The organism is Stenotrophomonas sp. G106K1 (assembly GCF_037969685.1).
In the GTDB taxonomy this organism is placed as follows: domain Bacteria; phylum Pseudomonadota; class Gammaproteobacteria; order Xanthomonadales; family Xanthomonadaceae; genus Stenotrophomonas; species Stenotrophomonas lactitubi.
In genome coordinates, this window is the sequence record NZ_JBBPFR010000024.1 from 1 (window position 1) to 20,725 (window position 20,725).

At 66.9% G+C, this 20,725-nt stretch carries 22 protein-coding genes; 12 read left to right on the top strand and 10 right to left on the bottom strand.

Annotated elements, in window-relative coordinates; genetic code table 11:
- Positions 1 to 156: 156 nt before the first annotated feature.
- Positions 157 to 981 (bottom strand): AraC family transcriptional regulator, encoded by an 825-nt coding sequence (locus tag WKB25_RS17385; protein ID WP_340571945.1) that lies wholly within the window; start codon positions 979 to 981, stop codon positions 157 to 159.
- Positions 978 to 1,682 (bottom strand): VIT family protein, encoded by a 705-nt coding sequence (locus tag WKB25_RS17390; protein WP_340571946.1) that lies wholly within the window; start codon positions 1,680 to 1,682, stop codon positions 978 to 980. The genes WKB25_RS17385 and WKB25_RS17390 overlap by 4 nt, the downstream gene beginning before the upstream one ends.
- A 152-nt stretch (positions 1,683 to 1,834) precedes the next feature.
- On the opposite strand from WKB25_RS17390, the gene WKB25_RS17395 reads away from it, so the two are divergent.
- The gene (locus WKB25_RS17395; RefSeq protein ID WP_340571947.1) at positions 1,835 to 3,199 is read left to right on the top strand and encodes a glutamate--cysteine ligase; all 1,365 of its coding nucleotides are present in this window, start codon (positions 1,835 to 1,837) and stop codon (positions 3,197 to 3,199) included.
- A gap of 88 nt (positions 3,200 to 3,287) precedes the next feature.
- Here WKB25_RS17395 and WKB25_RS17400 read toward each other — a convergent pair whose 3' ends face one another.
- Positions 3,288 to 4,346: an NAD(P)-dependent alcohol dehydrogenase gene (locus WKB25_RS17400; RefSeq protein WP_340571948.1), complete on the bottom strand. Its 1,059-nt coding sequence runs from the start codon at positions 4,344 to 4,346 to the stop codon at positions 3,288 to 3,290.
- A 106-nt stretch (positions 4,347 to 4,452) separates the two neighbouring features.
- Here WKB25_RS17400 and WKB25_RS17405 point away from each other — a divergent pair, with 106 nt between their 5' ends.
- Positions 4,453 to 5,337 (top strand): LysR family transcriptional regulator, encoded by an 885-nt coding sequence (locus tag WKB25_RS17405; RefSeq protein ID WP_100462607.1) that lies wholly within the window; start codon positions 4,453 to 4,455, stop codon positions 5,335 to 5,337.
- Positions 5,338 to 5,462: 125 nt separating this feature from the next.
- Here the strand turns inward: WKB25_RS17405 and WKB25_RS17410 are convergent, their stop codons facing one another.
- On the bottom strand, positions 5,463 to 5,879 hold the full coding sequence (locus WKB25_RS17410; RefSeq protein ID WP_340571949.1) for a VOC family protein: 417 nt from the start codon (positions 5,877 to 5,879) through the stop codon (positions 5,463 to 5,465).
- 83 nt (positions 5,880 to 5,962) lie between these two features.
- The gene (locus tag WKB25_RS17415) at positions 5,963 to 7,066 is read right to left on the bottom strand and encodes an alkene reductase (RefSeq protein ID WP_340571950.1); all 1,104 of its coding nucleotides are present in this window, start codon (positions 7,064 to 7,066) and stop codon (positions 5,963 to 5,965) included.
- 131 nt (positions 7,067 to 7,197) lie between these two features.
- On the opposite strand from WKB25_RS17415, the gene WKB25_RS17420 reads away from it, so the two are divergent.
- From WKB25_RS17420 to WKB25_RS17445, 6 genes are all read left to right on the top strand, one after another.
- A complete protein-coding gene (locus tag WKB25_RS17420) occupies positions 7,198 to 8,106 on the top strand; it encodes a LysR family transcriptional regulator (protein ID WP_340571951.1) in 909 nt (302 codons plus the stop codon).
- Positions 8,107 to 8,162: 56 nt separating this feature from the next.
- Positions 8,163 to 8,438, top strand: a complete 276-nt coding sequence (locus WKB25_RS17425; RefSeq protein ID WP_197606378.1) for a metal-sensing transcriptional repressor — start codon at positions 8,163 to 8,165, stop codon at positions 8,436 to 8,438.
- A 62-nt stretch (positions 8,439 to 8,500) separates the two neighbouring features.
- Positions 8,501 to 9,610 (top strand): S-(hydroxymethyl)glutathione dehydrogenase/class III alcohol dehydrogenase, encoded by a 1,110-nt coding sequence (locus WKB25_RS17430; RefSeq protein ID WP_340571952.1) that lies wholly within the window; start codon positions 8,501 to 8,503, stop codon positions 9,608 to 9,610.
- An 8-nt stretch (positions 9,611 to 9,618) separates the two neighbouring features.
- Entirely contained in the window at positions 9,619 to 9,978 is a 360-nt protein-coding gene (locus WKB25_RS17435) for a YqcC family protein (protein ID WP_340571953.1), read from the top strand.
- Between the two features lie 62 nt (positions 9,979 to 10,040).
- Complete coding sequence (gene fghA / locus WKB25_RS17440; RefSeq protein WP_340571954.1) at positions 10,041 to 10,871, top strand: S-formylglutathione hydrolase; 831 nt, start codon at positions 10,041 to 10,043, stop codon at positions 10,869 to 10,871.
- 186 nt (positions 10,872 to 11,057) lie between these two features.
- Positions 11,058 to 12,503 (top strand): GGDEF domain-containing protein, encoded by a 1,446-nt coding sequence (locus tag WKB25_RS17445; protein ID WP_340571955.1) that lies wholly within the window; start codon positions 11,058 to 11,060, stop codon positions 12,501 to 12,503.
- A 207-nt stretch (positions 12,504 to 12,710) separates the two neighbouring features.
- On the opposite strand, the gene WKB25_RS17450 is transcribed toward WKB25_RS17445, so the two are convergent.
- On the bottom strand, positions 12,711 to 13,016 hold the full coding sequence (locus WKB25_RS17450; RefSeq protein WP_340571956.1) for a hypothetical protein: 306 nt from the start codon (positions 13,014 to 13,016) through the stop codon (positions 12,711 to 12,713).
- An 11-nt stretch (positions 13,017 to 13,027) separates the two neighbouring features.
- Positions 13,028 to 13,468 (bottom strand): universal stress protein, encoded by a 441-nt coding sequence (locus WKB25_RS17455; protein WP_340571958.1) that lies wholly within the window; start codon positions 13,466 to 13,468, stop codon positions 13,028 to 13,030.
- Between the two features lie 141 nt (positions 13,469 to 13,609).
- Here WKB25_RS17455 and WKB25_RS17460 point away from each other — a divergent pair, with 141 nt between their 5' ends.
- The 4 genes from WKB25_RS17460 to WKB25_RS17475 all read left to right on the top strand — a co-directional run bounded on the left by WKB25_RS17460 (position 13,610) and on the right by WKB25_RS17475 (position 18,722).
- Positions 13,610 to 14,527, top strand: coding sequence for a LysR family transcriptional regulator (locus WKB25_RS17460; protein WP_100462647.1), 918 nt, complete (start codon positions 13,610 to 13,612; stop codon positions 14,525 to 14,527).
- Between the two features lie 154 nt (positions 14,528 to 14,681).
- Positions 14,682 to 16,211, top strand: coding sequence for an MFS transporter (locus WKB25_RS17465; RefSeq protein ID WP_340571960.1), 1,530 nt, complete (start codon positions 14,682 to 14,684; stop codon positions 16,209 to 16,211).
- A gap of 22 nt (positions 16,212 to 16,233) precedes the next feature.
- Entirely contained in the window at positions 16,234 to 17,316 is a 1,083-nt protein-coding gene (locus WKB25_RS17470) for an HlyD family secretion protein (protein WP_340571962.1), read from the top strand.
- A complete protein-coding gene (locus WKB25_RS17475) occupies positions 17,313 to 18,722 on the top strand; it encodes an efflux transporter outer membrane subunit (RefSeq protein WP_340571964.1) in 1,410 nt (469 codons plus the stop codon). The genes WKB25_RS17470 and WKB25_RS17475 overlap by 4 nt, the downstream gene beginning before the upstream one ends.
- Before the next feature lie 57 nt (positions 18,723 to 18,779).
- On the opposite strand, the gene WKB25_RS17480 is transcribed toward WKB25_RS17475, so the two are convergent.
- The 3 genes from WKB25_RS17480 to WKB25_RS17490 form a co-directional block, all read right to left on the bottom strand.
- Positions 18,780 to 19,028, bottom strand: a complete 249-nt coding sequence (locus WKB25_RS17480) for a hypothetical protein (protein WP_340571966.1) — start codon at positions 19,026 to 19,028, stop codon at positions 18,780 to 18,782.
- A gap of 304 nt (positions 19,029 to 19,332) precedes the next feature.
- On the bottom strand, positions 19,333 to 19,671 hold the full coding sequence (locus WKB25_RS17485; RefSeq protein ID WP_025874099.1) for a hypothetical protein: 339 nt from the start codon (positions 19,669 to 19,671) through the stop codon (positions 19,333 to 19,335).
- Between the two features lie 78 nt (positions 19,672 to 19,749).
- Complete coding sequence (locus WKB25_RS17490) at positions 19,750 to 20,691, bottom strand: DegV family protein (protein WP_340571969.1); 942 nt, start codon at positions 20,689 to 20,691, stop codon at positions 19,750 to 19,752.
- Positions 20,692 to 20,725: the final 34 nt, after the last annotated feature.

Here is a 20,725-nt window from a genome sequence, read left to right on the forward strand (position 1 = left end):
CGCATGGATGCGGCTGCCAAGCCTACAGGGACGTACTTGCGGCGTCCCCGCACTCCGACACCGCCCCGCCATCCCACGGAATGCCGCTTTGGCCTTTGCTGTTGCCGTTGCTTGAAGAGCCTCTGCGGGTGCAGGGCGCAGCCCTGCCGAACACCCCTATATGTCGGTAGGAGCGAGCCCGTACTGCTCGGCGAAGCGCTTGCTGAAGCTCGCTGCAGAGCGATAACCCGCGCGCGCTGCCACGGTCTTCAGCGGCAGGTCGGTGGTGTACAGCAGCTGCATGCCATGGGCCAGGCGCGCTTCGGTCAGCAGCTGGCGCAGGCTGGTGGCTTCAGCTGCCAACCGCCGGCGCAGGGTCGCACCGCTCAGCGCGAAGTGTGCCTCAACGTCGCGCGACTGCCAGTCGCGTGCCGGTTCGGCGGCGATGCGGTCGCGGATCTGTTCGCCCAGCGTCGGTGCGTGCGGCAACAACAGGTTGCCGTGACCCTGCCGGCACCACGCCAGCACCAGCGTGGCCAGCGCCAGCCGTGCTTCGCTGTAGCGGCCATCCTGCAGCGACTGCCGCCACTGGCGCAGCACCGCGCCATGCTCGATCAACGGCAGCCGCGCCATCGCCGGGCCCGGCGCAGGAAGCTCTTCGTTCCATAGCGTGCGCGCCGCCGCCAGCACTTCCGTGCACAGCGGCACGATCGCGCTGAGGTAGCGTCCGGTCTGCGGGTCCGGCGTGTTGACTACGTCGATGCGGCAACGCTGGGTGATCAGCAGGATGTCGCAGGGCACGAAGGTCAGCGACTGGTGTGCGGTACGCACCTGCTTGCGCCCTTCCAGCAGGATCGCGAACTGCGGCTGCGGTATCTCCACCGAACTGGCGCCGTGCTCGCGGCGGGCGGTGATGCAGGCGTAGCCTTCGGCGCGTTCGCAGCCGGCCAGGCTGGCCATCTCCGCCAGCAGGGCGGTGGCGGTGGGGGGCATGCCGGTCATACGACGTGCGCGCCCAGCAGGCGGCCGACACCCGCTGCGGCTGCCATTGCCAGCGCACCCCAGAACATCACGCGCAGGGCACCGCGCATCGGTGACGCGCCACCGGCGCGGGCTGCCATCGCGCCGGTCAGGCACAGGCCGGCCAGCGTGCTGACCGTGGTGGCCGTGGCGACGTTCTGTACCGGTGCCAGCAGCGCTGTCAGCACCGGCAGGGCGGCACCACAGGTGAAGGCGGCGGCCGACGCCAATGCGGCTTGCAACGGCCGCGCGCGCAGTTCCTCGGTGATGCCCAGTTCGTCGCGTGCATGGGCGCCCAGCGCGTCATGGGTGGTCAGCTGTTCGGCGACCTGGCGCGCCAGCGCTGGCTCCAGGCCGCGGTGGCGGTAGATTGCGGCCAGCTCTTCCAGCTCGCTGTGCGGGTTGTCGCGCAGTTCGCGCTTCTCCATCGCCAGGTCGGCCTCTTCGGTATCGGCCTGGGTCTGCACCGACACATACTCGCCGGCGGCCATCGACATCGCACCGGCCACGGTGCCGGCCACGCCGGTGGCCAGGATCGTGCTGGCCGAGGCGCCGCTGGCGGCCACGCCGACCACCAGGCCGGCGACCGAGACGATGCCATCGTTGGCGCCCAGCACGGCGGCACGTAGCCAGCCGACGCGATCGGCGCGATGCAGTTCAGGATGTCGTGAATGGCGGCTCATGGCCCTGAGTGTACGAGGGTCAAGAGGGTGTCGGTAGGATGCTGAAACCCGTCACCGTCGCATGACGTAACGAGCCGCCACGCTATAGTGCGCCCTTGCGATGCAAGGCTCCCAGCCCCACATCCCCTGCCACCGTCCAGCGAGCCACCCCCTTGTCGAGCCCCAGCCACGTCGCCGATACGCCCATTACCGACCGCTCGCAACTGGTGGCGGAGATCGCCTCCGGCGAGAAGCCCCGTTCGCAGTGGCGCATCGGTACCGAGCACGAGAAGTTCGGGTTCCGCCTGGATGACCTGCACCCGCCGACCTTCGAGGGCGATCGCGGCATCGAAGCACTGCTCAACGGCCTGGTCCGTTTCGGCTGGACGCCGGTGCAGGAAAACGGCAATACCATCGCCCTGCTGCGGGATGGCGCCTCGGTGACGCTGGAGCCCGCGGGCCAGCTGGAGCTGTCCGGTGCGGCGCTGGAAACCATCCACCAGACCTGCGTGGAAACCGGCACCCACCTCAATGAAGTGGCGCAGGTGGCCGGCGAGCTGCAGCTGGGCTTCCTCGGCATGGGGTTCCAGCCGAAGTGGACGCGCGATGAAATGCCGTGGATGCCCAAGGGCCGCTACAGGATCATGCGTTCGTACATGCCCAAGGTCGGTTCGCTGGGCCTGGACATGATGACCCGCACCTGCACCGTGCAGGTGAACCTGGATTACGCCAGCGAAGCGGACATGGTGAAGAAGTTCCGCGTGTCGTTGGCGCTGCAGCCGATCGCCACCGCACTGTTCGCCGACTCGCCGTTCACCGAAGGCAAGCCGAACGGCTACCTCAGCTATCGCTCGCACATCTGGACCGACACCGATGCCGACCGTACCGGCATGCTCGACTTCGTGTTCGAGGACGGCTTCGGTTACGAGCGCTATGTCGACTACCTGCTCGATGTGCCGATGTATTTCTCCTATCGCGATGGCATATACCACGATGCCAGCGGGCAGAGCTTCCGCGATTTCATGCAGGGCAAGTTGCCGGTGCTGCCGGGCCAGCTGCCGACCCTGCGCGACTGGTCGGACCACACCACCACCGCGTTCCCGGAAGTGCGGCTGAAGAAGTACCTGGAAATGCGCGGTGCCGATGGTGGCCCGTGGAGCCGCCTGTGCGCGCTGCCGGCATTCTGGGTGGGCCTGCTGTACGACGACACCGCACTGGATGCGGCGTGGGACCTGGTGCGCGACTTCAGCCTGGTTGAACGCCATGCGCTGCGTGATGGCGTGCCCAAGCATGCGATGAACCTGCCATTCCGCAATGGCACCGTGCGTGACCTGGCGCGCGAAGCGGTGAAGATTTCCGTGGAAGGCCTCAAGCGCCGCGCGGCGCGCAATGCCGATGGCCAGGATGAAAGCAAGTTCCTGGACGTGCTGCAGGAAATCGTCGAGTCCGGCCTGACTCCGGCCGAGCGCAAGCTGGCGCTGTTCCATGGCCGTTGGCACGGCGATGTGGATCCGGTGTTCCGCGAGTTCGCGTATTGATGATGTTGGGTGGGTGCCGACCTTGGTCGGCACGCGATGAAAAAACCCCGGCATTGCCGGGGTTTTTCATTCCCACAACCGACTTGGATCAGGCGGCGTTGTTCATCGTCGCCATGTCGATCACGAAGCGGTAGCGCACATCGTTCCTGGCCATGCGTTCCCAGGCTTCGTTGACGTTCTTGATGTCGATCATCTCGACGTCACTGACGATGCTGTGCTCGGCACAGAAGTCCATCATTTCCTGGGTTTCAGCCATGCCGCCGATCGCCGAGCCGGTCAGGTGCTTGCGACCGAAGATCACGCTGCCACCGGTCAGCGGCGGGTCCAGTTCGGTCAGCACGCCGACAAGGCACATGGTCGCTTCACGCTTGAGCAGGCCCATGTACGGGTTGGTGTCATGGCCGACCGGGATGGTGTTGAGCAGGAAGTCGAAGCTGCCGGCGTGTGCCTTCATCTGCGCAGCATCGCGCGAGACCAGTACTTCGTCCGCGCCCAGGCGCTTGGCGTCGGCACCCTTTTCCGGGGTGGTGGTGATCATCACCACGTGCGCGCCGAGCGCCTTGGCGAACTTCACGCCCATGTGGCCGAGGCCACCCAGACCGATCACGCCGACCTTCTGGCCGGGGCCGACCTTCCAATGGCGCAGCGGCGACCAGGTGGTGATGCCGGCACACAGCAGCGGTGCGGCGGCCTTCAGGTCCAGCGTTTCGGAGACCTTGACCACGAAGCGCTGCTCGACCACCACGTGGTCGGAATAGCCGCCGTAGGTCGGGGCACCGTCGGCGCGTTCACGGCCGTTGTAGGTCCAGGTGGCACCTTCGGCGCAGTACTGCTCCAGATCGTGTTCGCAGGCATCGCAATGCCGACAGGAGTCGACCATGCAGCCGACGCCGGCGTGGTCGCCGACCTTGAAGCGGGTGACCTCGCTGCCGACTTCGGTGACCCGGCCGATGATCTCGTGGCCCGGCACCATCGGATAGATCGAGCCACCCCAGTCGTCGCGGGCCTGGTGCAGGTCGGAATGGCAGATGCCGCTGTACAGGATCTCGATGCGCACATCGTTCGGGCCGACCGCGCGGCGCTCGAACTCGAAGGGTACCAGCGGGTCGGTATGGGTATGAGCGGCGTAACCACGGGCGAGGGACATGGGGAATCCTTGGCGGGTTTGTCGAAAGGCGTTTTACAATACGCCCCGTACCGCAAGGTAAGAAGCGCATATATCGGCATGATTCATCAAGGCAGACTGCACAATCATGGCCACTGACAACCTGTCCCACCTGGCCGCCTTCGCCGCGGTCGCCCGCCACCGCAGCTTCCGCCGCGCCGGTGCCGAACTGGCCCTGTCGACCTCGGCGGTGAGCTATGCGATCCGTGCGCTGGAGGAACGGCTGGGGGTGGGCCTGTTCCACCGCACCACCCGCAGTGTGGCACTGACCGAGGCCGGCCAGCGTCTGCTGGAGCGCCTGCAGCCGGCGCTGGGCCAGGTGCACGATGCACTGGAGGAAATGAACCACTTCCGCGCCGTTCCGGCAGGCCTGCTGCGGATCAATGCGACGCGGGCAGCGGTGGCGACCCAGTTGGGGCCGCGGCTGGCGCGTTTCCTGCACGCGCATCCGGATGTGCGGGTGGAGCTGACCGAGAATGATGGCCTGGTCGATATCGTTGCCGAAGGTTACGACGCCGGTGTGCGCCTGCACGAGTTCGTGCCCGAGGACATGGTGGCGGTGCCGATGGGGCCGCCGCTGCGTGGGCTGATCGTGGGTTCGCCCGAGTACCTGCGGCGACGGCCGGCACCGCAGCATCCGCGCGACCTGGCCGCGCATGAGTGCGTGCGTTTCCGCTTCGCCAGCGGCCATCTGTACAAGTGGCAGTTCGAGCGCGAGGGCCAGACCCTGGAGATCGACGTACCGGGTCGGCTGACACTGTGCGAGCAGGGCACCGTGGTCGGTGCGGTGCTCGATGGCATCGGCCTGGCCTATGTGCTGGAAGACACCGCGCGCCCGTACCTGGACGATGGGCGACTGGTGGCGGTACTGGAAGACTGGAGTGAACCGTTCGCCGGGTTTGCGCTGTACTACCCGAAGCAGCGGCAGATGCCCGGCGCGTTGCGTGCGTTCGTGGACATGCTGCGCGAGTGAATGGTGGTGGGGCGCATCCACGCATGGCGTGGATCTACTGCGGAACGACACCTCCACGCGTTGCTTGAAGCCGATCAGTAGATCCACGCCATGCGCGGATTGGCGCCCGCTACGCCGCCAGCAATTCATCCGACCAGCGCGTCGTAACCCTCGTCGCTGAACTGGATCAGGCAGAAGCCGTGGCCGAAGGGATCGGCCAGCACTGCGATCTTTCCCCAGCGGCGTTCGCGCACGGGGCGTTCGAGCGTGGCCCCGGCCGCAACGGCGCGGACAAGCGCAGCGTCCATGTCGGTGACTACCCAGTCCAGATGCACCGGCGTCCAATGGCGCTCGTAGTCGCGCACGTCGCCGTCTTTGGTCGCTGCGCTGCCGGCGTCGTTCTGCAGCAGGTACAGCGGCGTTGGCCCGCCGAGCAGTTCCACGGCGCCGAGGCCGAGGCGGCGGCCGGCGTGCAGGCCGAAGGCCTGGGTGTAGAAGGCTGCGGCAGCTACAAGATCGGGTACGTCGAGGTTGACGATGAAAGACGCAGCTGAGGCGTTCATTGGGCAGGACCGAGGCCGGGTCGGACCACGATGCGCTCGTGGCCCGAACGGATCAAGACGCCCCATCCACGCGTGGCGTGGATCTACTGTGCCGGCGGGTAGTCGAGGTAGCCCTCGGTGCCACCGCCGTAATAGGTGCTGCGATCGGGCACGGCCAGCGGCACATCGCGCTGCAGGCGTTCGACCAGATCCGGATTGGCAATGAACGGCTGGCCGAAGGCCGCGATATCGATGGTGCCTTCCTCGACCAGCCGCAGGGCGCGTTCGCGGGTCATGCCGCCGGCCAGGATCAGCGTGCCGCCGTAGGCCTGCTTGAAGGCTTTGAGGAAGGCTTCGCCGATCGCCGGTGCGCCGTGCAGGTAGTTGTCGTTCAGATGCACATAGGCCAGCCCGCGCTTGCCCAGTTCCTCGGCCAGGTACAGATAGCTGGCTTCGTTTTCTGCATAGGCGGGCATGTCGAAGACCTGGCTGTTTGGCGCAAGGCGCACGCCGATGCGGTGCGCGCCGATGCGCGCGGCCATCGCATCCACGGTATCCAGGATCAGCCGCGCGCGGTTGCGCAGCGAGCCACCGTAGAGGTCATTGCGGTCATTGGTGACCGGGTTGAGGAACTGCTCGAACAGGTAGCCGTTGGCCGCATGCAGTTCGATGCCATCGAAGCCGGCAGCGATGGCATTTTCAGCGCCGCGTACGAAGTCGCTGACGATACCCGGCACTTCGTCGGTGCGCAGTGCGCGCGGTGGCGTCGGATCGGCATGGCCACGGCTGCCGTCGTCCAAGTACACGAACGAGGTATTCTTCGGATCGCTCGCCACCGGCCGCGTACCGGCGCTCACCGGCTGGCCGCCGTCGGGCTGCAGCGAGGCGTGTGACATGCGGCCGACGTGCCACAGCTGGGCGAAGATCGCGCCATGTGCAGCGTGGACGGCATCGGTGACGAGCTTCCAGCCGGCGACCTGTTCGGCCGACCAGATGCCGGGCACGTCGATGTAGCCCTGGCCCTGCGCTGACACCGGCGTGCCTTCGCTGATGATCAGGCCTGCGCTGGCACGTTGCCGGTAGTACTGCGCAGTGAGTTCGTTGGCGACCGCGCCGGGGTTGCGGGCACGGGTCATCGGCGCCATTGCGATGCGGTTGTGCAGTGGTGTTCCGGCCAGGTCGTAGGGGTGGAAGAGGGAGGAGGTCATGTCAGTCATCTCGGAGCGGGGGAGGGCGCCAACGGCGCGACAGCACCATGATGGAGTTGACATGCAGGCGCATAAAGACGGTAGATTTCCCGTCAAGCGGGACTATCTGTCCCCAATGAGTGAGTCCGCCGATGCTTCCCGTCGAATCCCTGAATGGCCTGGCGACCTTCGTCACCACGGCGCGCTCGGCCACCTTCACCGAAGCGGCCGATGCCCTGGGCATCTCGCGCTCCGCGGTCGGCAAGGCCATTGCCCGGCTGGAAGCGCGGCTGGGGGTGCGCCTGTTTCATCGCACCACCCGGCGCATCGCGCTGACCACCGATGGCGAGGCGTACTACGCCTCGTGCGCGGCGGCGCTGGATGAAATCGCGGCAGCTGAAGCGTGCCTGGGTTCGGCTGCGCATCTGCCGAGCGGCCGCCTGCGCATCGACATGCCGTCCTCGTTCGGTCGGCTGGTGGTGCTGCCGGTGCTGCTGAAAATGTGCCAGCAGTATCCGGACCTGCAGTTGACGATGACTTTCACCGATCACTTCGTCGACCCACTGGAGGAAGGCATCGACCTGCTGATCCGCTTCGGCGGCCTGCACCACGCCGAGCATCTGGTTGCGCGCAAGCTGGCCAGCCAGCGGCTGGTGACCTGCGCGTCGCCGGCATACCTGCAGGCGCATGGCACGCCACGGACCATTGACGATCTACATGCACACCGCAGCATCGTCGGCTACCGCCATGGACAACCCGTAGCCTGGCGGATGGGGGACGCGGGGACCCAGGGTGTGTTCATTCCCAGCGGCACCTACCAGCTCAATGACGGCGATGCGGTGATCGAAGGCGCGCTGGCTGGCCTGGGCATCTGCCAGATGCCGGTATCACTGGTGCGCCGGCATCTCGAGTCCGGGGCGCTGCAGTCGTTGCTCGACCACTGCATGCAGCACCACGTGGACATCCACGCGCTGTGGCCGCAGACGCGGCACCTGCGGCCGAAGGTGCGTTACGTGGTGGAGGAGCTGACCCGGTTGGCGGGAGAGGGCGCCTTCGATTGAGCTCCGGATCGGCTTCTGTATACTATCCCCCAGTATAGTTCCGAGACCGGCCTGCCATGCCGCACTCCCCCGACGAAAAAAAGAAGGTTCTCGCCCGCGTGCGCCGCATCCGCGGCCAGTGCGATGCGCTGGACCGCGCGCTGGAAGCCGGCGCCGACTGCGGGCCGGTGTTGCAGCAGATCGCCGCCATCCGTGGTGCGGTCAACGGCCTGATGTCCGAAGTGATGGAAGCGCACCTGCGCGAGGAGTTCGGCCAGCCTGCCGCTTCCGATGAACAACGCGCCGAGCGCGTGCGCGACATGAGCGCGTTGATCCGCTCGTACCTGAAATGAACGACGGCGCGACACAGCGCCGCGCATCCTGTTTTCCGCAAGCCTTTCTGGAGAGTGCCATCATGAAATCCCGTGCCGCCGTCGCCTTTGGTCCCGGTCAGCCGCTGCAGATCGTCGAGATCGACGTCGCCCCGCCGAAGCAGGGCGAAGTGCTGGTCAAGATCACCCACACCGGTGTCTGCCACACCGATGCGTTCACCCTGTCCGGCGATGATCCGGAAGGCCTGTTCCCGGTGGTGCTGGGCCATGAAGGCGCCGGCATCGTGGTGGAAGTGGGCGAGGGCGTGACCAGCGTGAAGCCGGGCGACCACGTGATTCCGCTGTACACCGCCGAGTGTGGTGAGTGCCTGTTCTGCAAGAGCGGCAAGACCAATCTGTGCGTGTCGGTGCGTGCCACCCAGGGCAAGGGGGTGATGCCCGATGGCACCAGCCGCTTCAGCTACAACGGCGAGCCGATCTACCACTACATGGGCTGCTCGACCTTCAGCGAATACACCGTCGTCGCCGAGGTGTCGCTGGCGAAGATCAACCCGGACGCGAACCCGGAGCATGTCTGCCTGCTCGGTTGCGGGGTCACCACCGGTATCGGCGCAGTGCACAACACCGCCAAGGTGCAGGAAGGCGACAGCGTGGCCGTGTTCGGTCTGGGCGGCATCGGCCTGGCGGTGATCCAGGGCGCGCGCCAGGCCAAGGCCGGCCGCATCATCGCGGTGGATACCAACCCGTCCAAGTTCGAGCTGGCGCGCGAATTCGGCGCCACCGACTGCATCAACCCGAAGGACTTCGACAAGCCGATCCAGCAGGTCATTGTTGAAATGACCACCTGGGGCGTGGACCACAGCTTCGAGTGCATCGGCAACGTCAACGTCATGCGTGCGGCGCTGGAATGCGCCCACCGCGGCTGGGGCCAGAGCGTGGTGATCGGCGTGGCCGGTTCGGGCCAGGAGATCTCCACCCGCCCGTTCCAGCTGGTCACCGGCCGCAAGTGGATGGGTACCGCGTTTGGCGGCGTGAAGGGGCGCAGCCAGCTGCCGGGCATGGTCGAAGACGCGATGAAGGGCGAGATCGAGCTGGCGCCTTTCGTCACCCACACCATGGACCTGGACAAGATCAACGAAGCTTTCGACCTGATGCATGAAGGCAAGTCGATCCGTTCGGTGGTCCATTACTGAGGCGCGTCATGGGCTGGCTGGATGCCCTGCGCCGGCCTCGTGCGGAAGACCCGCGCGCGGTCCTGGTGGCCCCGATCGAGCAGGCGCTGCGCGCGCTGGGTTGGGTGGTGGGCGAGGTCGGGGCACCGCGTACGGTGACCTCGGCCTTCGGCAGCGACGACGGCATGACGTTCGAGCAGTGGCTGGGGCAGGTATTCCTGCCGCGTCTGCATGAGGCCCGCGTTGATGGCCAGTGGCCGCCGCGCAGCAACGTGGCAGCGGCGGCGTATCGCAATCTTGATGGCCAGCCTGGCGTCCAACCATTGCTGCGCTTGCTGGTGCAACTGGATGAACTGATCAACAAAGGGATCCACGCCGTGCGTGGATAGGCCGACCACCGTCGGCATCTACCAAAGCGCGTGTGTGCTGAAGCGCCACGCAGGAGAGCCTCATGGAACGCATTGAACACCGCGCATGTTTCGGTGGCTGGCAGGACGTCTATCGCCATCATTCAACTACGCTGGGCTGCGACATGCAGTTCGCCGTATACCTGCCGCCGCAGGCGGAAACCCGCTCGCTGCCGGTGCTGTACTGGCTGAGCGGGCTGACCTGCACCGAGCAGAATTTCATCACCAAGGCCGGGGCGCAGCGCTATGCGGCCGAGCACGGCGTGATCATCGTCGCCCCGGACACCAGTCCGCGCGGCGATGACGTGGCCGACGCCGAAGGCTACGACCTGGGCAAGGGCGCGGGCTTCTATGTCAACGCCACCCGTGCGCCGTGGGCGAAGCACTACCGCATGCACGACTACGTCGCGCAGGAGCTGCCGGCGCTGATCGAAGCGAATTTCCCGGCTACCGATGCGCGCGCGATCAGCGGGCATTCGATGGGCGGCCACGGTGCATTGGTGAGCGCGCTGCGCAACCCCGGCCGTTACCGCAGCGTATCGGCGTTCTCGCCGATCGTGGCACCCAGCCACGTGCCGTGGGGGCAGAAGGCGTTCACCGCCTACCTTGGTGACAACCCGGCCGACTGGGCGCAGTGGGATGCCTGCCAACTTGTGATCAACGCCGGCGAGCGCCTGCCGCTGCTGGTCGACCAGGGCGAGGCCGATGAGTTCCTGCACACCCAGTTGCAGCCGCAGCGCCTGCAGCTGGCCTGCGAGGCTGCCGGCCATCCGCTGAGCCTGCGCCTGCAGCCCGGCTACGACCACAGCTATTACTTCATCGCCAGCTTCATCGGCGAACACATCGCCCACCACGCCCGCGCCCTCAACGCCTGAGGGCTCTCCGGTAGTGCCGGCCGCTGGCCGGCAACCCCAGGGAAACACGGAGCTGCAGGTTGCCGGCCAGCGGCCGGCACTACCATGGCGGAGCGCGCGGAGTGTCGTTTTGCCGCAGTGGATCACGCCGCTGTGGCGTGGCGGCGCGTTATCGTGCCGCCATACGGCCTTGCGCATGGGGGACGCATGCTGGTTGTACTGGCGCTGATGTTCGTGATCTGCCATGGCGTGGTCGTGGCGTTCTGGCCGGGTACGGCCGGTGGGGGATCGTTCGTGTTCCTGACCGCGGCGCCTCTGCTGGCTGCCGCGGCCTGCCTGTGGCGTGGCCAGCGCGACCGCGCTGCACTGGGCTGGCGGGCCACTGCAATGGCGCTGCTGCTCTGGGCCGGTGGCATGGCCTTCAACATGGCCGACGCACTGGGGGCCGGACGATCCGACATCACCCCGCGCGCCAGCCTGCTGCTGTATGTGCTGTACGGCGTGCCGCTGGTGTTCATCCTGGCCCGCGCCCGTCGCGAACGCCGCATCATCAGCGCGATCGACGGCGTGATGGCTGCCCTGCTCGGCGTGCTGTTCTTCGTCCATACGCAGTTCTTCGCCGACCGCATCGACATCGATGACCAGGCGATGGCCCACATGCAGCGCATGTTCGATATCCAGAACCTGTGCATCGCCGGCTTTGCAGTGGTGCGCTGGCTGGCTGGTGACGTGCCCGAACGGCGCAGCTTCTTCCGTGCGCTGGCGTTGTATGCGCTGGTCTATCTGATGGTGGCGTACTACATCAACCATTACACCGCCGAGCAGTCCTTCGGTGCCTTCAACGATCTGCTGATCGATCTGCCGTTCCTTCTGCTGGCCCTGCTGGCGCTGCGGCAGGCGCCAGCGCCGGGTCTCTCGCTGCATCCGCGCCTGTCGCGGCTGGTACAGGCGGGCGGGCCGATCATCCTGCCACTGCTGCTGCTGGTGGTCGGCACCCTGGTGGTCGACCATGCCCGGCCGTTGGCAGTGACCGGATTCGTGGTGGCGACGCTGGGCTTCGGCCTGCGCAGCACGCTGCTGCAGATGGATCTGCTGGAGCGCCAGGCCGGCCTGGACCAGCTGGCGCGCCAGGATGGGCTGACCGGTGTCGCCAACCGCCGCGAGTTCGATACGCTGCTGCTGGCCGAATGGAACCGCGCGCGCCGCAGCGGCACCGAACTGGGCCTGTTGCTGGTGGATATCGACCATTTCAAGGCATTCAACGACCAGCATGGTCATCCGGCTGGCGACCGTTGTCTGCAGGCGGTGGCCGCGGTGCTGCAGGCCACCGCCGGGCGCGCGGCCGACAGCGTGGCGCGCTATGGCGGTGAGGAGTTCGCGGTGATCGTGCCCGGCAGCCCGTTGTCGGGTGTACTTGCGCTGGCCGAGCGTCTGCGCGAGGCGGTGGAAGCACTGCCACTGCCGGAAGGCCCGGTCAGCATCAGCGTGGGTGTGGGCTACCTGCATCCGCCGGCGCTGGCCAGCGCCGAACAGCTGCTGGCCGATGCCGATGCGGGCCTGTACGCGGCCAAGCGTGCAGGCCGCAACCGGGTGACCCTGCACGCGCACGTGCTGGACGACCACGGGGGCGCGCACGACACGCTGGACTGTTGAGCACGCCTGGGACACGGCCGCGACAGGAAGATGCGCGGCCGATCAGCGCTGGCGCAGCCATCCGGCCGGATCCAGCAGGCGCAGGCCCACTGGTGACAGCGACCGTTGCCGCAATATCAACGGCGTGGCGTGCACCGCCGCCGCACAATATGCCAGTTGGCGACGCAGTGGCGTCAGCACATCGTCCTCGCGTGGGCGTGCGTTCCGTCATTGCGCAATGCGCAGCAGACAGACCAGCAGGTCCAGTTCGCTGGCCGAAATGAAGGGCGATCCGGCCGGCAGCAGTTCGATCGGTGCATGCGGCGTGGCCAGCAATGGCAGCAGTTCACGGAAGGCGTCGCACCCTTCGGCATCCAGGCCCAGGGCGGCCAGTTGCAGCAGGCCCTCGGCCTGCAGCGCAGGGTCGCCCAGTTGCCGCAGCGCGGCCAGCAGGGCCTGTTCGCCGCGACTGAACTGACGGCCGAAGGCGCGATAACTTACGCGGGTGGGAAATACAGGGGAACGTGAGGCCATGCGGGGAGTACCTACGGATCGCGCGTTTCCACCAGCACCGGGCAGGGCGCATGGTCGATGGTCCATTGCCCGACCGAGGGTTCGAACAGACGCTGCAGGCGTGACAGATGGCGGTGGCCGATGACGATCAGGTCGCACTGCAGGCGGCGCGCCTGCGCGCTGATCACTTCGCCCGGGTCGCCGGACGGTAGTTGTGCGATGGCGTCCACGCCGCGCTCGCGCAGTTCGGCCAGGGCGTCGGCCAGCACGGCTTCGGCATGCGTCTGCTGCCGGGCGGCGGCGGGATATTCGCGGCGGTCGGCATCGGTGGCATCCGCTGCCAGTGCGAATTCGGGGTCGAGCACGCACAGCAGGTGCAGGCGGCTGCGGGGGCCGGCCATGGCGGCGGCGAGGTCCAGCACACGGTCGTGCTGGGGGCCGCCATCAAGCGCGACCAGCAGGGTGTTGAACATGAAAAGCTCCTTTGCAGGGCGGTGATGGTCGCGCATGTCGTCGCGCGCACCCATGCCGTGCGCCGCAGTCAATGCGTGCGCAGAACGCAACTATGGATGGTCTGGATTGCAGTAGAGTCATCGCATTTACGGGAGACTGCCATGCCCCTGCCGGACCTGAACCTGTTGCTGGCACTGGATGTGCTGATCGACGAATGCAGCGTGGCCGCCGCCGCGCGGCGCATGAACCTCAGTGCGCCGGCGATGAGCCGTACCCTCGGTCGGGTGCGGGTGGCGCTGGGCGATCCGGTGCTGGTGCGCGCCGGCCGTGGGCTTGCCCCCACGCCCCGCGCGCTGGAACTGCGTGAGCAGGTGCGTGATGTGATCGAGCAGGCACACCGCGTGTTCAATGCCGGCCGCGAGGTCGACATGGCCACCCTGGAACGCACGTTCAGCGTGCGCGCCAACGATGTGTTCATCGGCAGCTATGGCGGCCGCCTGCGCGAGGTGTTCCGCCAGCAGGCGCCGCGTTGCATGCTGCGCTTCGTGCCCGAGGGCGATACCGATGACGATGCGATGGTGCAGGGGCGGATCGACCTCTACATCAGTACGGCGGGCAAGCACAGCCCGGAAACCAAGGTGCAGCACCTGTTCACCACCTCGCTGCTGGGCGCTGCACGCGAGGATCATCCGTTGTTCGACGGCGACATCAGTGCCGAGCGCTTCGCGGCCTGCGACCATATCGCCGTGTCCCGGCGCGGGCTGGCGCACGGCCCGATCGACGAGGAACTGGCCGTGCTCGGCCTGCAGCGCCGGGTGGCGGTGGTCATCCCCACCTTCCATGGTGCGATCTTCGCTGCTGCTGATTCAGACCTGGTACTGCCGCAGATGCCGAGCGTGATGCTCGACCGCATCACCCACATGGGCCTGCCGCTGCGCATGTTCCCGCTGCCGGTGCCGGTACGCACCGTGGCACTGGTGCAGGCCTGGCACCCGCGCATGGACAACGACCCGGCGCACCAGTGGCTGCGGCGGGCGATCAAGGTGATGTGCGATTCGGTCGAGGCGGCCCGCCACTGATCGCTTGCAGGCGTGCGCCGGACGCACGCCTGAGATGCCGGGCACGCCATTTTTCACAGGCAACGGCCTTTCTAGACTGCGCTCCCGATAGTTTCACTGAGCGCAATCCAATGACTTCACATATGCCGTGCACTGCACGGATCGGCAGCCGGCAGTGAGCACGCCTGCCGCCGTATTGCCGGCGCCGGCAGCGTCCCGTCCCGTCGCTGCACCCGGGCTCGACCGGCGCATCCTGGTAGGGCTGTGCGGTGTGCTGCTGGCGGTGCTGGTGTCGGGCTTCAACGAGAACGTCACCAAGGTCGCACTGGCCGACATCCGCGGTGCGATGGGTTTCAGCGTCGATGACGGCAGCTGGATCGTGGCGCTGTACAGCGCGATGTCGGTCAGCGCGATGGCGTTCGCACCGTGGTGCGCCGCCACCTTCTCGCTGCGCCGTTTTGCGTTGGCGATGATCGGCGGGTTCATGGTGCTGGGCGTGCTGTGCCCGCTGGCACCCAACCTGCAGACCTTTCTGGTGCTGCGCGCGTTGCAGGGCCTGTGCGGTGGCGCGTTGCCGCCGCTGCTGATGAGCGTGGCGCTGCGCTTCCTGCCGCCGGGCATCAAGCTGTACGGCCTGGCCGCCTACGCACTGACCGCCACCTTCGGGCCGAGCATGGGCACCCCGCTGGCCGCGTTCTGGGTGGAGCAGGTGGGCTGGCACTGGGCGTTCTGGCAGATCGTGCCGTACTGCCTGGCAGCGATGGCGATGGTCGGCTGGGGGCTGCCACAGGATCCCCTGCGGCTGGAGCGCTTCGCACAGTTCGACGGCGTCGGCCTGATGCTCGGTCTGCCGGCGCTGGTGCTGCTGGTACTGGGCCTGGTGCAGGGCCCGCGCTTGAACTGGTTCGACTCGTCGTTGATCACGCTGATGCTGGGTGGCGGTGCGGGTCTGCTGGTGCTTTTCATGGTCAACGAGTGGTTCCATCCGTTGCCGTTCTTCAAGCTGCAGCTGCTGGCCAACCGTAACCTCAGCTATTCGCTGATCACTCTGGGTGGCGTGCTGTTCGTGCTGCTGGCCGTGATCTCCATTCCCTCCGGCTTCCTCGCCAGCGTGCAGGGCTATCGGCCGCAACAGACCGCGCCGATGCTGCTGTGGGTGGCGGTTCCGCAGGTAATCGCGCTGCCGTTGGTAGCCGCGTTGCTGAACATCCGCGCGATCGATTGCCGCTGGGTGCAGGCCACCGGCCTGGCGCTGCTGGCGCTGGCCTGCTGGCTGGGTGCACATCTGGACGTGAGCTGGATCCGCGACAACTTCCTGTGGGTGCAGTTGCTGCAGGTGTTTGCCCAGCCGATGGCGGTGCTGCCGCTGCTGATGTTGGCCACAGGTGGCCTTGCGCCACAGGACGGCCCCTTCGCCTCGGCGTGGTTCAACACGGTCAAGGGCTTTGCCGCGGTACTGGCCAGCGGCGTGCTTGAAGCGGTTGCGCAGGGACGCCGACATTTCCATTCCACCGTAATGGTCGATCGCCTCGGCGAACAGCCATGGCTGGCCGAGGGGCCGCAACTGGGCGCACGCCTGCATGCACAGGTGCAGGCATTGACCTCGGCCGATCTCTACCTGCTGGTCGCGTTGGTCGCGCTGGCCTTCATTCCCCTCATTGCCTGGATGCCCACCCGCATCCATCCGCCACGTGCCGTGGCCTGATTCCCTTCGCAGGAACCCCCTCATGACAATCAATCGAACGTATCTCAACGCCGGCCTCGGCCTGGGCGTGCTGGTGCTGGCCGGCGCCGCATGGCTGCTGCTGCGCGATGGCCGCCACCAGACCACCAACAACGCCTATGTGGTCGCCGATTACACAGTGGTCGCACCGAAGATCGCCGGCTTCGTCAGCGCGGTGGACGTGCAGGACAACCAAGCGGTGAAAGCCGGTGACGTGCTGGCCCGCATCGATGACCGTGACTACCAGGTCGCGTTGCTGGCCGCCCGCGCCGACCTGGCCAATGCACGTGCACAGCTGGCCAATGCACAGGCGGCGCTGGCACAGCAGGGCTCGCTGATCGAACAGGCCAGGGCGAGTGTGGATGTCAGCCGCTCCGAGCTGACCCTGGCCAGCGCCGACCAGCAGCGTTACCGCGAGCTGGCGCGCGACGGTGCCGGTACCGTGCAGAACGCACAGCAGGCGCAGTCGAAGCAGGCCGTGGCCAGTGCGCACCTGCAACAGGGGCAGGCCGCATTGTCGACCGCACGCCAGCGCACCGACATCCTCACTGCCGGGGTGCAGGCCGCGCAGGCGGCCGTGCAGCGTGCCGAAGCCGCGCAGGCACGCGCCGAACTGGATCTGTCGCACACCGAGCTGCGCGCACCCATCGACGGCATGGTCGGGCGCCGCGCAGTGCGCGTCGGTGCCTACCTGACCCCGGGCACGCCGGTGGCCGCGGTGGTGCCGCTGCAGCGCGCCTTCGTGGTCGCCAACTTCCAGGAAACGCAGATGACCCGCATGCAGCCGGGGCAGCAGGTTGAACTGACGGTGGACGTGTTCCCCGGCACGCCGCTGCGTGGCCATATCGACAGCATCGCACCAGCCACCGGCGTGACGTTCGCCGCGATTGCACCGGAGAACGCGACCGGCAACTTCACCAAGGTAGTGCAGCGCATTCCGGTGAAGATCGTGCTGGAGCCTGGGCAGGCATTGCTGGGTCAACTGCGTGCCGGCATGTCGGTGGAAGCGAGCGTGGATCTGCAGAGCCCGCAGCACGTGCAGAGTGCGCAGCGCGAGCAGCACCGCAAGGGCGGGGAGGGCGCATGATCCGCGTATTCCCACGTGTACTGGCTGCAGCGGTACTGTGCACGGCGCTGACCGCCTGCACGCTGGGCCCGGACTTCGTGCGCCCGCAGGCCGAACTGCCCACGCAGTGGCAGGGCGAAGCGGTGGCGTCAGCTGTGCTGGATGACGACGCCCGATGGTGGTCCGGTTTCGATGACCCGCTGCTGGGGCAGTTGGCGACGCAGGTGTTGCAGGCCAATCTCGACCTGCAGCTGGCCGCCAACCGCGTGCAGCAGAGCCGCGCCGCGCGGGGTGTCACCGCTGCCGATCGCCTGCCCAGCGTCAGCGCCACCGCCAGCGGCGCGCGCGCGCGCAACAGCGAAGCAGGCCTGAACGATCCATCCGGTAATGGCGGTCGTGAAGACTATGGCTTGTTCCAGGCCGGCATCGGCATGAGCTGGGAACTGGATCTGTGGGGCCGCGTACGCCGCCAGGTGGAAGCCGCCGACGCGCGCGTACAGATGGCCGAGGAAGATGCACACGCGGTGCGTATCGCGCTGCTGGCGGAAACCGCGCGCGATTACCTGCAGTTGCGCGCAACACGCCAGCTGCTGGCCATCACCGAGGACAACCTCAGCATCGCCCACGACATCAAGCGGCTGACCGAAGCGCGCCAGTGCCAGGGCGTGGCCAGCACGTTGCAGGTGTCCAGTGCGGCGGCACAGGTGGCATCGTTGCAGGCGCGCATCTCACCGTTGCGGCATCGAGAATCACAACTGCGCAATGCGCTGGCGTTCCTGCTGGCGCAGCCACCGCAGACGTTGGACGCGCAGTTGCAGAACGCGCGCCGCGACTGGCCAGCGTTGCCGACCGTGTCCGTGGGCATGCCCAGTGAGCTGGCCGAGCGTCGCCCCGATGTCCGCCGTGCCGAGGCCGCACTGCATGCAGCCACGGCGGGTATCGGCGTGGCCAAGGCCAGCTTCCTGCCGCGCATCACCTTGAATGGCGATGCCGGCTTCCAGGCCAGGCAGCTGGATGACCTGGATGGTTGGAACGCGCATCGCTTCAGCGTCGGGCCGTCGATCAGCCTGCCGATCTTCCAGGGCGGACGCCTGAAGGCCAACCTGGCGCTGAGCAGGCTGCAGCAGCAACAGTCGGCGCTGCAGTTCCGCCGTACCGTGCTGCAGGCCTGGCATGAAGTGGACGACGCCATCGACGGCTATGCCACCGAACAGCAACGCACCGCGCAGCTGCATGTGGCGGTGGATGAGAGCGAGACGGCGCTGGGCGCTGCGCGTCGGCAGTACCAGGTCGGCGTGGTCGACATGCTGGATGTATTGAACACGCAACGCATCGCGCTGGACAACCAGGCCGCGCTGGCCAACAGCCAGGCCACAGCCGCGATTGCGCGCGTGGAGCTGTATCGCGCGCTGGGCGGTGGTTGGTAGGGCGCAGGATGGGGAGTGCCGGCCGCTGGCCGGCACTACTCTGGTCGTCAGTCCGCGTCAGTCCGACGGTTTCTCGCGCTTGCGGAACAGCAGACAAGGCCAGATGCCGATCAACACCGCTGCGATGATCGTGCCGTAGACCAGCGCGAACACCGACTTGCCAGGCTCGGTCCAGACCATGCCCAGCAGAAGCAGGCCGAGCACGATGGTCGGTCCGCCCAGCAGGATCATTGCGAAGGTCTTTATGCGTCCACTGGTGGGCGCGTTGGCGAGCTTGCCGACCATGTCGGTACCACCGAAATACACCTGCAGTGCATCGTTGGTGGAACGGGCGGGCTACGGCTTTGCGGGTTCCGGCGGCGCAACCGGTTGCTGCAGGTCCATTTCCTTGGGCGCCGACGGCAGCAGGTCCGACAGGTTGGTCTGCTCGATGAGGGCTTTGAGCTTGGGCTCCATGTGCAATCCCTGCAGTCACCGTTGGCGGCGGCACGATAGCAGCAGATCCTGGTGCTCGGTAGTGCCGGCAACGGGGAGTCGGTAGATGCCAACCTTGGTTGGCATCTTTTTGGAAAGCGCCAACCAAGGTTGGCACCTACCAAAGCGCGTGGCCTCAACGCACGTCGCGCAGTTCCCAGTGGTGCCCGGCCAGCAGGCGCAGGCGCTGCTTGAACACGTCACTGTCGATGCGGGTGGTGGCCACCAGGTTGATGCGCAGATCCTTCTGCTCACCGGTCACGGTGGCTTCCGGATCGGTCGCGCCCCACTGCGGTTCCACCGCATCCGGGTCCGGCTGCTTGTCGCGCCAGCGCTCGAACAGGCTGCCATTGCGCAGCGCGTTCTGCAGTTCTTCGGCGAAGCCGGCCGCACCCTGCGAATGGAAAGACAGGTCGGGGTCGTTGCCGCGGGCCTTGGACGGTTCGGGCAGGCTGATGTGGTACTGCGCAGGCATGTTGATCTCCTTGAGGTGCAGCTAGGCTGGCATAAGCGCGGTGGAATCGATGTGCAGATTCCAATGCGTGGTTGGCCTTCATTCAAACCGGTGCGGCCCATCGGCGAAGCCCACGGTGACCGCGCCCTTGCCGACGTTGACCATGCCGGTCAGGCTCATCACCGATTCGTACACGGTCACGCCATGGCCGGCGCAGACCTCCTTCATCTGCGCGTAGCCGGGCAGGGCGCGCAGCTCGTCCAGTTCGCCGCCGTAGCTGATGCACACGGTGGGGGTCATCAGTCCGGCGCGTACGCGCTGGCCGACCACGCCGAACAGTTTCAGCACGGCGTTGTCGAAACCCTTGATCTTCGCCACCGGCCCGGTCTCGCCGCGATAGCCATGCAGCACCGGCTTGATGTCCAGCGCGCTGCCCAGCGCCGCGCTGAGCAGGCCGACGCTGCGGTCACCCTTGTGCCGGGCACGGGCGCGCATGTAGTACAGGTCGCGGGTGACCATGTAGCCGTGCACGTTGCCCGCCAGTTCTTCCAGGCGCTCGCGGATCTGCTGCACGCTGGCGTCACTGGCTCGCAGGCGCACCGCCTCCACCGCCGTCACCGCCTGTGCGGCGAACAGGTTCTGGGTATCCAGCACGCGCAGCGCGAACGGCGAGTTGTAGCCTGCCGCCTGCCGCACCGGCTTGTAGTCGTTGAGGATGGCGAAGCTGGCCTGCAGTGCGTTGTCGTGGATCGGGCTGCGGGTCTTGGTGATGGTCATGCAGAACACATGGTCGTAGTCGATCACCAAGCGTTGCAGGAACAGGTCGCGGATCTGGTTGACGCTGAAGGGGATGGTCTCCGCTTCGGCGCCGTGCTCGGCGACGTGGGCGTGCAGGAAGCTGAGCGTGGCCTGCTCGTCGCGGTGGTCGGCGAGCACGGCTTCGCCGATCCGCACGGTGATCGGCAACAGCACGATGTTGTGCTCGGCAATGAAGTCCTGCGGCAGGTCGCAGGCCGAGTCGACGACGATTCCGATGCGCATCCGCGGCTCCCCCTCCAGGGCGGTTGTAGGTTCG

What these genes read in the sequence shown, in the direction of transcription:
- WKB25_RS17385 (WP_340571945.1), bottom strand. Translation starts at nt 981, where the DNA reads ATGACCGGCATGCCCCCCACCGCCACCGCCCTGCTGGCGGAGATGGCC.
- WKB25_RS17390 (WP_340571946.1), bottom strand. Translation starts at nt 1,682, where the DNA reads ATGAGCCGCCATTCACGACATCCTGAACTGCATCGCGCCGATCGCGTC.
- WKB25_RS17400 (WP_340571948.1), bottom strand. Translation starts at nt 4,346, where the DNA reads ATGTCCCTCGCCCGTGGTTACGCCGCTCATACCCATACCGACCCGCTG.
- WKB25_RS17405 (WP_100462607.1), top strand. Translation starts at nt 4,453, where the DNA reads ATGGCCACTGACAACCTGTCCCACCTGGCCGCCTTCGCCGCGGTCGCC.
- WKB25_RS17410 (WP_340571949.1), bottom strand. Translation starts at nt 5,879, where the DNA reads ATGAACGCCTCAGCTGCGTCTTTCATCGTCAACCTCGACGTACCCGAT.
- WKB25_RS17415 (WP_340571950.1), bottom strand. Translation starts at nt 7,066, where the DNA reads ATGACCTCCTCCCTCTTCCACCCCTACGACCTGGCCGGAACACCACTG.
- WKB25_RS17420 (WP_340571951.1), top strand. Translation starts at nt 7,198, where the DNA reads ATGCTTCCCGTCGAATCCCTGAATGGCCTGGCGACCTTCGTCACCACG.
- WKB25_RS17425 (WP_197606378.1), top strand. Translation starts at nt 8,163, where the DNA reads ATGCCGCACTCCCCCGACGAAAAAAAGAAGGTTCTCGCCCGCGTGCGC.
- WKB25_RS17430 (WP_340571952.1), top strand. Translation starts at nt 8,501, where the DNA reads ATGAAATCCCGTGCCGCCGTCGCCTTTGGTCCCGGTCAGCCGCTGCAG.
- WKB25_RS17435 (WP_340571953.1), top strand. Translation starts at nt 9,619, where the DNA reads ATGGGCTGGCTGGATGCCCTGCGCCGGCCTCGTGCGGAAGACCCGCGC.
- fghA (WP_340571954.1), top strand. Translation starts at nt 10,041, where the DNA reads ATGGAACGCATTGAACACCGCGCATGTTTCGGTGGCTGGCAGGACGTC.
- WKB25_RS17445 (WP_340571955.1), top strand. Translation starts at nt 11,058, where the DNA reads ATGCTGGTTGTACTGGCGCTGATGTTCGTGATCTGCCATGGCGTGGTC.
- WKB25_RS17450 (WP_340571956.1), bottom strand. Translation starts at nt 13,016, where the DNA reads ATGGCCTCACGTTCCCCTGTATTTCCCACCCGCGTAAGTTATCGCGCC.
- WKB25_RS17455 (WP_340571958.1), bottom strand. Translation starts at nt 13,468, where the DNA reads ATGTTCAACACCCTGCTGGTCGCGCTTGATGGCGGCCCCCAGCACGAC.
- WKB25_RS17460 (WP_100462647.1), top strand. Translation starts at nt 13,610, where the DNA reads ATGCCCCTGCCGGACCTGAACCTGTTGCTGGCACTGGATGTGCTGATC.
- WKB25_RS17470 (WP_340571962.1), top strand. Translation starts at nt 16,234, where the DNA reads ATGACAATCAATCGAACGTATCTCAACGCCGGCCTCGGCCTGGGCGTG.
- WKB25_RS17475 (WP_340571964.1), top strand. Translation starts at nt 17,313, where the DNA reads ATGATCCGCGTATTCCCACGTGTACTGGCTGCAGCGGTACTGTGCACG.
- WKB25_RS17485 (WP_025874099.1), bottom strand. Translation starts at nt 19,671, where the DNA reads ATGCCTGCGCAGTACCACATCAGCCTGCCCGAACCGTCCAAGGCCCGC.
- WKB25_RS17490 (WP_340571969.1), bottom strand. Translation starts at nt 20,691, where the DNA reads ATGCGCATCGGAATCGTCGTCGACTCGGCCTGCGACCTGCCGCAGGAC.